Source organism: Micromonospora sp. PTRAS2, assembly GCF_054052245.1.
In genome coordinates this window covers 79,391-92,035 of sequence record NZ_JBSWBU010000001.1, presented here as the reverse complement: position 1 = coordinate 92,035, position 12,645 = coordinate 79,391, and the positions used below count along the sequence as shown (strand labels likewise).

The following is a 12,645-nucleotide window of genomic DNA, read 5'->3' as shown; positions in this document are numbered from 1 at the left end:
GGTCACGGCTCGACGCCGACCGCCTTCGCGCTGGCCTCCCAGAGCCGGGCGGCGAGCTGCGGGTCGGTGGCCTTGCGCAGCGGTCGGCGGGGTCGACGGTCGGCGTAGTAGCCGCCGTCGACCAGCCGGGCCGGATCCTGGTTGGCCAGCCAGACCAGGGTCTCCGCGCCCTTCTCCGGGCTGCGGAACGGCATGATCCGCATGCCGAGGGCGACCAGCCGGCTGTCCGCGCCGAACCGGGTCCGCACCACGCCCGGGTGGAAGCAGTACGCCGGGATGTCCGGCCAGCGCCGGGCGGCCTCGCCGGTGAACAGGATGTTCGCCTGCTTGCTGGTGCCGTACGCGCGCATCGAGCGGTAGCCGCGCAGGGCGGCGTTGAGGTCGTCGGGGTCGAGGACGCCGCTGCGGTGCGCGCCGGAGGCGGTCACCACCAGCCGGCCCACCCGGTCCCGCAGCAGGGTGCTGAGCAGGAAGGGCGCGAGGTGGTTGGCCTGCATGGACAGCTCGAACCCGTCGACCGTGGTCACCGGGCGCAGCACGATCGCGCCGGCGTTGTTGGCCAGCACGTCGATCCGGTCGTACGCGGCGCGCAGCCGCTCGGCGAGCCCCCGCACGTCGTCGAGGACGGCGTAGTCGGCCCGGAACAGCTCGGGCCGCTCGCCGCTGGCCTCCCGCACCCGCTCGCCCGCGGCCTGGAGCCGGGCCGGGTCCCGCCCGACCAGCACCACCCGGTCGCCCCGGCGGGCCAGCTCCACCGCGGCGGCGAGGCCGATGCCGGAGCTGGCGCCCGTCACCACCACGGTGCGCCGCCCCGTGAGATCCTCCACAGGCCCATTCACCCCAGTCACGGCACGAGGTTACCGTGGCGTCACAAGCACCTTTGCGATCGTTCAGTCATCCGCTTGCCGAACAGGTGGCGTCGGCCTGCCCGCCGCGCCGGAAGGAGGCTCCATGACCGCCGCCGGTCGTCCCCGCCGGTCCTGCCTCGCCGTGCCGGGCTCCAGCGTCAAAATGCTCGGCAAGGCCCAGGGCCTCCCCGCCGACCAGGTCTTCCTCGACCTGGAGGACGCCGTCGCGCCGCTGGCCAAGCCGGACGCGCGTAAGAACATCGTGGCTGCCCTCAACGAGGGCGACTGGGCCGGCAAGACCCGGGTGGTCCGGGTCAACGACCTGACCACCCCGTGGACGTACCGGGACGTGATCGACGTCGTGGAGGGGGCCGGCGCGCACCTGGACTGCGTCATGCTGCCCAAGGTGCAGGACGCCGCCCAGGTGCAGTGGCTGGACCTGACGCTCACCCAGCTGGAGAAGACCCTCGGCCTGCCGGTCGGCCGGATCGGCATCGAGGCGCAGATCGAGAACGCGGCCGGGCTGGTCAACGTCGACGCCATCGCCGCCGCCTCGCCCCGCGTCGAGACGATCATCTTTGGCCCGGCCGACTTCATGGCCTCGATCAACATGAGGTCGCTGGTGGTCGGCGGGCTCATGCCGGACTACCCGGGCGACCCCTACCACTACATCCTGATGCGCATCCTGATGGCCGCCCGGATGCACGACCTGCAGGCCATCGACGGCCCGTTCCTGCAGATCCGGGACACCGACGCGTTCCGCGAGGTGGCGAAGCGCTCGGCCGCGCTGGGCTTCGACGGCAAGTGGGTGCTGCACCCCGGCCAGATCGACGCCGCCAACGAGGTCTACTCGCCGGCCCAGGCCGACTACGACCACGCCGAGCTGATCCTCGACGCGTACGAGCACTACACCTCGGAGGCCGGCGGCCGGCTCGGCGCGGTCATGCTCGGCGACGAGATGATCGACGAGGCGTCCCGCAAGATGGCCCTGGTGATCGCCGCCAAGGGCCGGGCGGCCGGCATGACCCGCACGTCGCGCTTCACGCCGCCCGCCGAGTGACCCGACGCCGCCGACCGCCCCGTCGAGGGACCGACGCTCCGTGAGCTGAGAGCCGGCGGGCTACGGTGCCGCCCCCGACCGGGGACGGCACCGGGCCGGTCAGTAGCCGTAGCTGGTTCCGCTGCCGGAATCGCTCGTGGTGATGGCGATGACGATCAGCACCACGTAGAAGAGGATCGCCAGCACCATCAGGCCGGTCAGGATCCAGCCGACGATGATGGCCGCCTTCGCCATCCCCTCGCCGCCCTCGCCCGTCTCGCGGATCTGCTTGCGGGCCACGTGCCCGAGGATCGCGCCGATCGGCGCGGTGATGCAGGAGCCGATGCCGACGAGGGCGAGCACCAGCGCCGCGATGGCCATCCCGTTGGTCCTCGGCGGCGGCGGGTACCCGTACCCCGGGTAGCCCGCCGCCGGGTAGCCGGCCGGGGCGTAGCCGGGCGCGGCGTAGGGGTCGGCGACCGGCGCGGCCTGCTCCATCTTCATCCCCGCGTACGGGTCGGCCGGCGCGTACGGGTCACCGCCGATCGGCTGCCCGCTCGTCGGCAGCGTCGGGTCGACCGGCGGTGTGGACGGCTGGGACCAGGGGTCGCTCGGACCGTCGGCCGGTGGGGGGTAGGTCATGGCTTCTCTCCGCGTCTCGTCGAGGGTGCGCGGTCAGGGTAGCCAGGACCACCCAAAACGCGGCGTCCGTCACCGGGTGCCGCGTTGCCCGGAGCAGGGCGAACCGGCAGGATCGCGGCATGGCAATCGATGCGCGCGCCGCGGACCGCTCCGGCAGCCGACCACGACGGGACGTGAGCCGCCCGGGCACGGCCCGGCGCAGCCGCCCCACCACCGGGGCCGGCCCGGCCGACGAGGACGCCCCGGTGGCGCTGCCGGAGCCGGTCACCATGCGGCTCGACGGCCGGGTCGCCCTGGTCACGGGCGCGGGCAGCCCCGACGGCATCGGGTACGCCACCGCCCGCCGCCTGGCGGACCTGGGGGCCCGGGTGGCCATCGTCTCCACCACCCGGCGCATCCACGAGCGGGCCGGCGAGCTGGGGGTGACCGGGTTCGTCGCCGATCTCACCGACGAGTCGGAGGTCGGCGCGCTCGCCGACGCGGTGGCCGAGCAGCTCGGCGACGTCGAGGTGCTGGTCAACAACGCCGGCCTGGCGAGCCGGGCCAGCCCGGAGGTGCTGCGCCCGGTGGCCCAGCTCAGCTACGACGAGTGGCGCGGCGAGATCGACCGGAACCTGACCACGGCGTTCCTGTGCAGTCGGGCGTTCATCGGTGGGATGGCCGAGCGCGGCTGGGGGCGGATCGTCAACCTGGCGGCCACGGCCGGTCCGGTGAACGCCCTGCCCACCGAGGCGGCGTACGCGGCGGCGAAGGCGGGCGTGGTGGGGCTGACCCGGGCGCTGGCGATGGAGATGATCGCCGACGGGGTGACGGTGAACTCGGTGGCCCCCGGCACCATCCACACCGCCGCCTCCACCGTGGCGGAGATCCGGCAGGGCCTCGGCACGCCGGTGGGCCGCCCCGGCACCCCGGACGAGGTGGCCGCCGCGATCGCCTTCCTCTGCTCGCCGGCCGCGTCGTACATCACGGGGCAGATGCTGGTGGTCGACGGTGGCAACAGCGTCCGGGAGGCGCAGTTCCGCTGACCGCCGCCGGGCTCCGGCCGGGGCCGTCGACCGCCGCCGGGCGCCGGGGGGATCAGTTGTAGGAGCTGCCGTCCGTGGAGCCGCCCCAGAAGACCAGCCCGAGCCAGCCGCAGCAGGCGATCAGGCCGATCACGGTGAAGATGTAGCTGAGGATCAGGCCCCAGGTGGCGAGCTGGTCGCCGTCCTCGCCGGTGCGCCGGATCTGCCGCTTGGCCACGTGGCCGAGCACGATGCCGGCGGGCGCGAAGACGAACGCGAAGACCAGCGACAGCACGGCGAGGACGTTGGTGCCCCGCCCCTGACCGGGAGGCGGGCCGTACTGGCCCTCCCCCGGCGGGCCGTACTGCCCGTAGCCCGGGGGCGGGCCGCCGTACTGTCCGGGCGGCGGTGGCTCGTACCGGGCGGCCGGCGGCGGCTCGTACGGCGATGGGGGCGGCTCGTACTGGCCGGGCGGCGGCGGCTCGTACGGGGATGGCGGTTCGTCCGGCTCGCGCGGTGGATAACTCATCCGGCACCTCCCGCTACCCGTCGTGACCTGGCCCATTGCGGACGCTACCCGCGGCGGTGAACCTTTTCACAGCGCTTGGCTGGACTGGTCGCCTTGGCCTCGCCGCCCCGGCGGTCGATACTTACCGGGCGTTCAGTTACCCACGAGTAACGCGTCGATGAGTGATCCCCGGAGGCTGAGATGGCCAGACTCGCCCAGACGCCCGGCCTGACCGACGTGCAGCGGTCGATCCTGGAGACCGTCCGCGAGTTCGCCGACCGGGAGATCATCCCGCACGCGCAGCGGCTGGAGCACGCCGACGAGTACCCCACCGACATCCTCGACGGGATGCGCGAGATGGGGCTGTTCGGCCTCACCATCGCCGAGGAGCACGGCGGCCTGGGCGAGTCCCTGCTGACCTACGCCCTGGTGGTCGAGGAGCTGTCCCGGGGCTGGATGTCGATCTCCGGCATCGTCAACACGCACTTCATCGTGGCGTACCTGATCTCGCAGCACGGCTCCGCCGAGCAGCGGGCCCGGCTGCTGCCGAGGATGGCCACCGGCGAGGTGCGCGGCGCGTTCTCCATGTCGGAGCCCGAGTGCGGCTCGGACGTCTCGGCGATCAGGTCCAAGGCGGTCCGTGACGGCGACACCTACGTCCTGAACGGCCAGAAGATGTGGCTGACCAACGGCGCGTACTCCTCGGTGGTCGCCACGCTGGTCAAGACCGACACCGGGGCCGAATCTGTCTACGGCAACATGAGCACCTTCCTGCTGGAGAAGGAGCCCGGCTTCGGCGAGACCGCGCCCGGCCTCACCATCCCCGGCAGGATCGACAAGATGGGCTACAAGGGCGTCGAGACCACCGAGATGGTGCTCGACGGCGTCGCCGTCCCCGCCTCCGCCGTGCTCGGCGGCGAGGGGCAGGTCGGCCGGGGCTTCTACCAGATGATGGACGGCATCGAGGTCGGCCGCGTCAACGTCGCCGCCCGCGCCTGCGGCATCTCCATCCGCGCGTTCGAGCTGGCCGTCGCGTACGCCCAGCAGCGCAGGACCTTCGGCCAGCCGCTCGCGAAGCACCAGGCGATCGCGTTCAAGCTCGCCGAGATGGGCACGAAGATCGAGGCCGCGCACGCCCTCATGGTCAACGCCGCCCGGCTCAAGGACGCCGGCCAGCGCAACGACGTCGAGGCCGGGATGGCCAAGCTGCTCGCCTCCGAATACTGCGCCGAGGTCGTCCAGGAGGCGTTCCGCATCCACGGCGGCTACGGCTACTCCAAGGAATACGAGATCGAGCGGCTGATGCGGGAGGCCCCGTTCCTGCTCATCGGCGAGGGCACCTCGGAGATCCAGAAGACCATCATCTCCCGCGGCCTCCTGCGCGACTACAAGCTCTGACGGTGCACGGAAGGGCCGCCGGCTAGCCGAGGCGCGTCAGGTCGGCGGCGGCCCGCTCGATGATCAGGCAGCGGTCCTCGACGTAGTCGACGCCGGCCTCCTCGGCGATCCGCCGCGCCTCCGGCGAGACGATCCCGAGCTGCAACCAGACCGCGGGCGCGCCGATCGCCACCGCCTCGCGGACCACCCCGACGGCGTCCCGGGCCGGGCGGAACACGTCCACCAGGTCCACCGGGTGCGGGATGTCGGCCAGCGACGCGTACGCCCGCTCGCCGAACAGCTCGTCGACGGTCGGGTTGACCGGGATGATGCGCCAGCCGTACCGCTGCATCTGCGCCGGCACCCGGTGCGCGGCCTTGCCGGGGTCGCGGGACGCGCCCACGACGGCGATCACGGCGGAGTCGGCGAGGATCTGCTGGGCGCTGCGCATCCCGCGACTCTAGCCCGCCGCCCGGCTCAGAGGAGGGTGAGCTGCTCGGCCGGCGGCGGGCCCGGCTCCGCGACGGGCCGCCGGCCCTCGCCCGCCCCGGCGCGCAGCAGGCCGTGCCGGCGGGCGGCGATGCGCACCCGGGCGGCCAGTTCCCGTTGGTACGCCTGCGGCGCGTACGCGCCCGCCCGGTAGAGCTCGCGGTAGCGGGGGACAAGGTGCGGGTGCTCCCGGCCGAGCCAGCGCGCGAACCACTCGCGGGCACCGGGGCGCAGGTGCAGGGCCAGCGGCGTCACGCTGGCCGCCCCGGCGGCGGCGATGGCCGACACGGTGGCGTCGATCGACGCCTCGTCGTCGCAGAGGCCGGGCAGGACGGGGGCCATCAGCACGCCGACGGAGAAGCCGGCGTCGGTCAGCGCGCGGACGGCCGCCAGCCGGCGGCGCGGGCTCGGGGTGCCCGGCTCCACCGCCCGCCACAGCGCCTCGTCGACGAACCCCACCGAGTACGCCAGGCTGACCCGGGTGACCTCGGCGGCCCGGCGCAGCAGCGGCAGATCCCGCAGCAGGAGGGTGCCCTTGGTCAGGATCGAGAACGGGTTAGCGAAGTCGCGCAGCGCCGCGATGATCTGCGGCATGAGCTGGTATTTCCCCTCGGCGCGCTGGTAGCAGTCCACGTTGGTGCCCATCGCCACGGGCGCGCCGCGCCACCTCGGCGCGGCCAGCTCCCGGCGGACCAGCTCGCCCGCGTTGACCTTGACGATCACCTGCCGGTCGAAGTCCGCCCCGGCGTCGAGGTCGAGGTAGGTGTGCGTGTGGCGGGCGAGGCAGTAGACGCAGGCGTGCGAGCAGCCCCGGTAGGGGTTGATCGTCCACTCGAACGGGACGCGGGACGTGCCCGGCACCCGGTTGATGATCGATTTCGCCCGCACCTCGTGGAAGGTCATCCCCGCGAAGCCGGGCGTGTCGAAGGTGCGGGTGACCGCGCCGGGCAGCGCCAGCGGCAGGGGTGGAGCCGCCGGCGCTGCCCGCTCGGAACCGGCCTCGTCCGGGGGAGCGGAGAGGTTGTCCCAGCGCATGGACCCCATTCGAACACGCGTACGAACGAAGTGCAAGTGACGTGCCGGACACCGGCGCACGGCGGGATGGACGCCGGGGGAGGATGGGGGTATGGAGAGGTCGACCTTCGTCTACGACGGCGACTGCGCGTTCTGCACGAAGTGCGCGGAGTTCATCGAGCGCCGCATCCCCACCCGGGCGCGGGTGCTGCCCTGGCAGTTCGCGGACCTCGACGCGCTGGGCCTGACGGAGGCCGAGTGCACCGAGGCCGTGCAGTGGGTCGGCGCGGACGGCTCCCGGGCCGCCGGGCCGGACGCGATCGCGCGGCTGCTCGGCGACAGCGGGCCCCTGTGGCGGGTCGCCGGGGCGGGGCTGCGCTTCCCGCCCGCCCGTGCGGCGGCCTGGCCCGCGTACCGCTGGGTGGCCCGCAACCGGCACCGGCTGCCGGGCGGCACGGCCGCCTGCGCCGTGCCCTCGGCCCAGCGGGACTGATCCTCACCACGCCCGCAGCGCGGAGAGCAGCCGCTCCAGCAGCTCCAGCGAGGGCCGCCCGTCGTGGGACGGCAGGTCCCGCACCTCGACCAGCCCCGCCCGGCGCAGCCCGTCGAGCAGCACGCGGACGGCACCCACCGGCAGGTCCAGGTCGGTGGCGATCTCGGCGACCGACAGCGGACGCCGGCACCGCCGGACGATCCGCGCCTGCTCGGGGCTGAGGCGGGGCAGCCGGCCCGTCCCTGGCCGGGCCAGCACCAGGGAGGCGAGGTCGAGCTGCTCGGCCTCGGTCGCCCCGCCGGCCGCGCCCGGGGCCGGCGGCGCGGCGGCCGCCGCGAGGAGGGCCGGCCGGATCCGGCCGGGCGCGGTGGTCCCGGCCCGGACGACCGGCCCCGACCCGGGCGGCACAGGCATCGGAATCGCCGCCCCCGACCCCGACGGCACGGGTGCCGGCAGCGCCGCCCCCGACCAGGGCGGGACGGCGGGCGTCGGCAGCGCCGCCCCTGGTGCGGGCGCGTCGGGCGGTGGGTGCGGCTGCGCGGGAAGGTGCCGGTCGGCCTCCGTCACGAAGCGCGCCACCTCGAACTCGATGTCGGCCGCCCGGGACTGTTCGCCGGTGTGCAGGGCTAGGACGACGCCGGTGCGGATGCCGGTGACGTGCAGGAGTGCCCCCGGCATCCGGGTGACGATCCGTCGTGGCTCGGCATCGGCGCAGAACCGGGCCGTGGCCGCGCCGAGCGCCCACAGGCCGGCGACCATGCCCGAGACCTGCTCGGCCACCGCCGCGTCGGTGCCCCGGGAGGCGCCGAGCCGGAGCCCGTCGGGCGAGAGCAGCACGGCGAGGCGGGCCCCGGGCACCCGGTCGACCAGCGCGTCCAGTGCCCGCATGAGCGCGTCGCTCCCGGCCGCCGCGCCTGCGGGCCGGGTGGCGTGGGCGGCCGGTCCGGCGGTGGGCTGGCCGACCGTCCCCGGATCGCCGAGGGCCGGCGCGGTGCCGCTCGGCGTGGCGGCAGCCGGGCCGGTCGCTGCCGGACCGGTGCCGGGTGGGGCGTCCGGGCAGGTCGTCGTCATGTGGTCGACCGTTCCCGCCACGCCCCACCGGCTGTGACGGCCATCCGCTCCGCGACGAGGGTGCGCAGCAGGGCCAGCAGTTCGGTGCGGTTGGCGCAGTTCAGTCGCGACCGCATCCGGGCCACGTGGTGCTCCACGGTCTTGGCGGAGATGAACAACCGGTCGCCGATCTCGCGGTAGGTCAACCCGGCCAGCACCAGCTCGGCCACCTCGTGCTCGCGTTCGCTCAGCTCGCTACGGGGCACGGCGTCGACCTCGGCGGCCGGTGGGGCCGCGCCGCCCGGGGGACGCTGCCCGCCCCTGGCCCCGCCGGGCCCGCCCTTCCCGCCGGTGGTCCCGCTCCTCGCCCCCGCGTGCCGGCCCTGGAACACCCGGGCACAGTCCAGCAGGGCGGTCATCGCCCGCCGGTCCGCCGTGCGGATGGCGGCCTGCCCGGCGAGCCGGGCGGCGTCCCAGCAGAACCCCGCGTCGTACAGGCCACGGGCGGCGGCCTCGACCCGGGCCGGGTCGACCGTGCCCCGCAGGACGTCCACCCAGCTCGCGGCGGCGGTGGCGGCCACCGCCGCGTACCGGCTGTGGTCCGCGGCGGCGGTCAGGGCCGCCACGTGTTCCTCGGCCGCGCCGGGCCGGTCGGCGAGGATCGCGGCGTGCAGCCCGCTCCAGTGCAGCGGCGCGCTCCACAGCGGCGGGTCGCCCAGCCGGCCCAGCAACGTCCGGGCCAGCTGCAGGTGCGGTTCCAGCCGGTCGAGTTCGCCCAGCCGGGCCGCCGCGATCGCCAGCTCGCCGAGGGGCAGCAGGGTGAACAGGTCGACGGGGTGCCGGACCACGGCGTCCAGCGCGTGCCCCCAACCGCGCTGCAACGCGCCCAGGTCGCTGTTGCGGCGGGCCACCCCCAGCTCCAGGGTCGTGGCGAAGAGCAGGTCGCGGGACTCCAGCAGGCCACCCGAGGCGGTCGCCACCGCGGCGGCGTCGGCCGCGGCGGCCGTGCGGCCCCGTAGCATCAGGATCCACGCCCGCAGCAGCAGGTGGCGGCGGGCCAGCAGGGGACCGCCGATCCCGCTGGCGGTGGCCCGGTCGAGCACCCGCTCGGCGATGTCCAGCTCCCCGCAGTGCACCCCGGTCAGCGCGGCCAGCGCGGCGGGGCTGTCGGGCAGGAGGACGGTGCGGCCGTCCGGCTCCAGCAGGGCCGCCGCCTGCACCAGGGTGGACAGCGCGGTGGTGGGCGTACCGTCGATGCTGGCCCGGACCCCCTCGGCCATCAGCCGGGCCGCGCCGGCGCCCAGCGTCGGCGGACCGCCGGTCGCCGGGCCCACCGACCCGGCGTCGCCGGTCGGCGTCGCGGTGGCGAGCGACCCGACCTCGGCGAAGGCCGCCGCCGCGGGCGTGCCCGACCACCGGTAGAGCTCCACGCTGCGGCCGGTCTGCCCCCGGTGCGCCAGGGCGGTCGCGGCGACGGCCGCAGCCTCGGCCCGGTCGTCCGGCGCGGCACCGGCGAGCAGCCGGTCGGCCAGCCGCAGGGCGGTGTCCAGGTCGCCGGCGAGCAGCGCGGCGACGGCCTGGCGGCCGGGGGCGGACGAACCGGTGGCGGTGGCGGCGGCGAACAGTTCGGCCGCCAGCGCCGGCTGTTCGGCCAGCGCCTCCTCGGCGGCCATCCGCAGCGCGGGCGCGGGGCAGTCGCCGAGGGCGCCGACGGTCCGCAGCGCGGAGACCAGCGGCAGGACCGGGCCGCCCCGGCCGAGCCGCTGGTCGACGAGCCGGTGCCAGACCGCCGTCCGGTCGGTGGGCGGGCTGAGCGCGACGACCGCCCGCCGGACGAGCGGCGTGATCCGGTGGTCGGCGGTGAGCAGGCCCGCCGCCCGGGTCGCGGCGACGAGTTCGGCCACCGCGCCGGGCGTCCGGTCGAGCAGCGCGCCGAGCAGGTCGACCGTCAGGGGCACGCCAGCGGCGAGCGCGAGCAGCAGGCTCCGGGCGTCCGGCGTCAGCCGGTCCAGGTCCGGCCCGAACTCCACGAGGGCCGACTGCGGCGGCTCGCCCGGCGACGCCGCCCCGCCCGGCCCCGGCGCGGCCGAGCCCAACAGCAAGCCCGGCGCGGCCGGCGGGGTCGGGTCCGGCGCGGCGGACAGTGCGCGTACCAGCCGGTCCACGTCCCGGGGCACCCCGGCGGTCTGCGCGTGCACGTGGTCAGCCAGGCGGGCCGCCTGCGGTGCGGCGGCGCACCGCAGCGCGGTCTGCTCAGGGTTGAAGGGGACGAGCAGCACGGGTTCGGCGTGCCGGCGCAGCGCGTCGGCCAGCTCGACCAGCGCCGGGCACCGTGGCCAGGGGCGGTATCCCACGACGATCCGGTGCCGACCGGTGTCCACCAGCGCGCGGAGCGCACCGAGCCGCGTGTCGTCGAGCAGGTGCGCGTCGTCGACCAGCAGCACGGTGCCGGGCTCGGGCGGCTCGGTGGCCGCCGGCACCGTGGTCAGCACGGTCTGCCCGGCCTGCCGGCAGCGGCGAGCCATCTCGCTGAGCAGGGCGGTCTTGCCGTGGCCCCCGGGGCCGGTCACGGCGAGCGCGAACGGCGCGGCCGGGTCGGCGGCGAGCCGGTCGAGCAGGGACCGCTGCTCCCGGCTGAGCAGCAGCGGGCGCTCGATAGTCATGATCATCGTACGCTTCCCTCGCGGCCACGCCGGCGCAGCGACGCCAGGCGGGACGCTCTCGGCAGCTCCAGTGGGGCGATCCGGACCGGGGGCCGGGGCGGTGGCGCGCCCGGGAACCCGTCGTCGCCGTGCTCGTCGTGCCGGGGGCCGCGCCCTCCGGCCGGCACCCGGGCGACCGCCGCCGCCCTGCCCACCCGGACCCCGGCGACCCCCACCGGCTCGGCCCCGGGTCGCGGGGCCGGCACGCGGGGCCGGGGCGCGACCACCTGGCGCGCGGCCAGCGCCGCCCCGGCCGCCGCGACCAGCTGGGGATCGGGGGCGACCTGCACCGGGCCCGGCAGGGAAACGTGGAGCAGCTCGGCGACCAGCGGAACCCGGGTGGCGCCGCCGGCGAGCAGGACGCCGTCGAGGCGCGCCGGCTCCAGCCCGGCACTGTGGACGGCCCGCAGCAGCAGGTCGACGGTCGCCCGTACGGCGGGTCGGATCATCTCCTCGAACTCCGCGCGGCTCACCGGCACCCGCGCGGGCCCGGTCGGCAGGTCCAGCACCACGTCGGCCTGCGGGGCGACGGACAGCTCGTGGACGGCCCGTTCGCACGCCGACGGCAGCTCCCGCGCCGCGGCGTCGGCCCACTGCCCGTCGAGGGCGGACAGCTCCCGCGCCAGCACGGCCCGGACGTGGTCGGTCAGCTCCGCGACGAACTCCGCCCCGCCGCAGCCGGGAAGGCCCAGCGGCAGGCCGAGGGGCGCGTACGTGCCGTCGTCGTTCCGCCGGACCAGCGCGCCCTCGAAGGTCTCCCCGCCGAGCGCGTACACGGCCGCGAGGTCGCCGGCGAACCCCCGCGCGGCGTGCCCCTCGGCGACCGTCACCGGGCAGGGCAGCAGCGTCACCCCGGGCACCTCGAACTCCCACAGCGCGCGCCGCAGCAGCTCCCGCCGGTGCGGGCCCCAGCCCGCCGGGTGGCTCACCACCACGGCCTCGGCCGGGCCGCCCTCGGTGGCCCGCACCTGCTCCACCACCCAGCCGGCCAGCATCGCCGTCAGGGTCTGCGCCGGGTACGCCTCGCCGCCGAGCACCACGGGCACGTCGTCGCCGACGCGGCGGACGAAGCCGCGCACGGCGCGACCGCCACCGTCGGAGGTGGACGCGCCGACGGTGAGGTCACCGTGGGCGGACAGGCGCAGCACGGAGGGGACGGTGGCTGCCCCGGCGTCCAGCGCGACGGCCTCGGGGTGCGCCCAGTCGATGCCCCGTCGCCGGACGACGCTGGCGGTGGTCGTGGTGTTCCCGATGTCTATTCCCAGGACGTACGGCATCGTCTCTTCCTCACCAGGAGTTGGCCGACCGGCGGCGACGGTGTCGGGACGTGCGGTGCCCCGGCCCGGCAGACCCCGTGGGTTCATACGTTCGTACCAGAGATCGAAGCTGAACCGGGACCCTAACTTCGGGCTGCCGGATTCCCCCCATCCCCCTAACGGACGGCGGGGGTGGGGCCCCGATCCGGCGGGGGCGGTTTCG

General features: G+C 75.7%; 12 protein-coding genes. 4 read left to right on the top strand and 8 right to left on the bottom strand.

Annotated features, from left to right (window positions below):
* Positions 1-2 precede the first annotated feature (2 nt).
* Complete coding sequence (locus tag ACVMYR_RS00420; protein ID WP_077935999.1) at positions 3-827, bottom strand: SDR family NAD(P)-dependent oxidoreductase; 825 nt, start codon at positions 825-827, stop codon at positions 3-5.
* 124 nt (positions 828-951) lie between these two features.
* Here ACVMYR_RS00420 and ACVMYR_RS00415 point away from each other — a divergent pair, with 124 nt between their 5' ends.
* Complete coding sequence (locus tag ACVMYR_RS00415; RefSeq protein ID WP_077936000.1) at positions 952-1,908, top strand: HpcH/HpaI aldolase/citrate lyase family protein; 957 nt, start codon at positions 952-954, stop codon at positions 1,906-1,908.
* Between the two features lie 99 nt (positions 1,909-2,007).
* Here ACVMYR_RS00415 and ACVMYR_RS00410 read toward each other — a convergent pair whose 3' ends face one another.
* A complete protein-coding gene (locus ACVMYR_RS00410) occupies positions 2,008-2,529 on the bottom strand; it encodes a DUF4190 domain-containing protein (RefSeq protein ID WP_077936001.1) in 522 nt (173 codons plus the stop codon).
* A 119-nt stretch (positions 2,530-2,648) separates the two neighbouring features.
* On the opposite strand from ACVMYR_RS00410, the gene ACVMYR_RS00405 reads away from it, so the two are divergent.
* On the top strand, positions 2,649-3,554 hold the full coding sequence (locus ACVMYR_RS00405; RefSeq protein ID WP_396791493.1) for an SDR family NAD(P)-dependent oxidoreductase: 906 nt from the start codon (positions 2,649-2,651) through the stop codon (positions 3,552-3,554).
* A gap of 52 nt (positions 3,555-3,606) precedes the next feature.
* On the opposite strand, the gene ACVMYR_RS00400 is transcribed toward ACVMYR_RS00405, so the two are convergent.
* Entirely contained in the window at positions 3,607-4,062 is a 456-nt protein-coding gene (locus ACVMYR_RS00400) for a DUF4190 domain-containing protein (RefSeq protein WP_396791491.1), read from the bottom strand.
* Positions 4,063-4,242: 180 nt separating this feature from the next.
* Between ACVMYR_RS00400 and ACVMYR_RS00395 the strand changes: the two genes are divergently transcribed.
* Entirely contained in the window at positions 4,243-5,439 is a 1,197-nt protein-coding gene (locus tag ACVMYR_RS00395; protein WP_457120828.1) for an acyl-CoA dehydrogenase family protein, read from the top strand.
* A 22-nt stretch (positions 5,440-5,461) separates the two neighbouring features.
* On the opposite strand, the gene ACVMYR_RS00390 is transcribed toward ACVMYR_RS00395, so the two are convergent.
* Together ACVMYR_RS00390 and ACVMYR_RS00385 are read right to left on the bottom strand one after the other, a co-directional pair.
* Entirely contained in the window at positions 5,462-5,869 is a 408-nt protein-coding gene (locus tag ACVMYR_RS00390) for a CoA-binding protein (protein ID WP_043961746.1), read from the bottom strand.
* 26 nt (positions 5,870-5,895) lie between these two features.
* Positions 5,896-6,942 carry an Rv2578c family radical SAM protein gene (locus ACVMYR_RS00385; protein WP_457120827.1) on the bottom strand — a complete coding sequence of 349 codons (1,047 nt, stop codon included), beginning with the start codon at positions 6,940-6,942 and terminating at the stop codon, positions 5,896-5,898.
* 91 nt (positions 6,943-7,033) lie between these two features.
* Here ACVMYR_RS00385 and ACVMYR_RS00380 point away from each other — a divergent pair, with 91 nt between their 5' ends.
* Positions 7,034-7,414: a thiol-disulfide oxidoreductase DCC family protein gene (locus ACVMYR_RS00380; protein WP_043961747.1), complete on the top strand. Its 381-nt coding sequence runs from the start codon at positions 7,034-7,036 to the stop codon at positions 7,412-7,414.
* A 3-nt stretch (positions 7,415-7,417) separates the two neighbouring features.
* Here the strand turns inward: ACVMYR_RS00380 and ACVMYR_RS00375 are convergent, their stop codons facing one another.
* Genes ACVMYR_RS00375 through ACVMYR_RS00365 form a run of 3 tightly spaced genes read right to left on the bottom strand, consistent with a single transcriptional unit; the run spans position 7,418 to position 12,443 of the window.
* Positions 7,418-8,485: a DUF742 domain-containing protein gene (locus ACVMYR_RS00375; protein ID WP_077936006.1), complete on the bottom strand. Its 1,068-nt coding sequence runs from the start codon at positions 8,483-8,485 to the stop codon at positions 7,418-7,420.
* Positions 8,482-11,127 (bottom strand): LuxR C-terminal-related transcriptional regulator, encoded by a 2,646-nt coding sequence (locus ACVMYR_RS00370; RefSeq protein WP_457120826.1) that lies wholly within the window; start codon positions 11,125-11,127, stop codon positions 8,482-8,484. Before ACVMYR_RS00370 ends, ACVMYR_RS00375 begins: the two co-directional genes overlap by 4 nt.
* Positions 11,128-11,129: 2 nt before the next feature.
* Positions 11,130-12,443, bottom strand: a complete 1,314-nt coding sequence (locus tag ACVMYR_RS00365) for an Hsp70 family protein (RefSeq protein ID WP_457120825.1) — start codon at positions 12,441-12,443, stop codon at positions 11,130-11,132.
* Positions 12,444-12,645 lie beyond the last annotated feature (202 nt).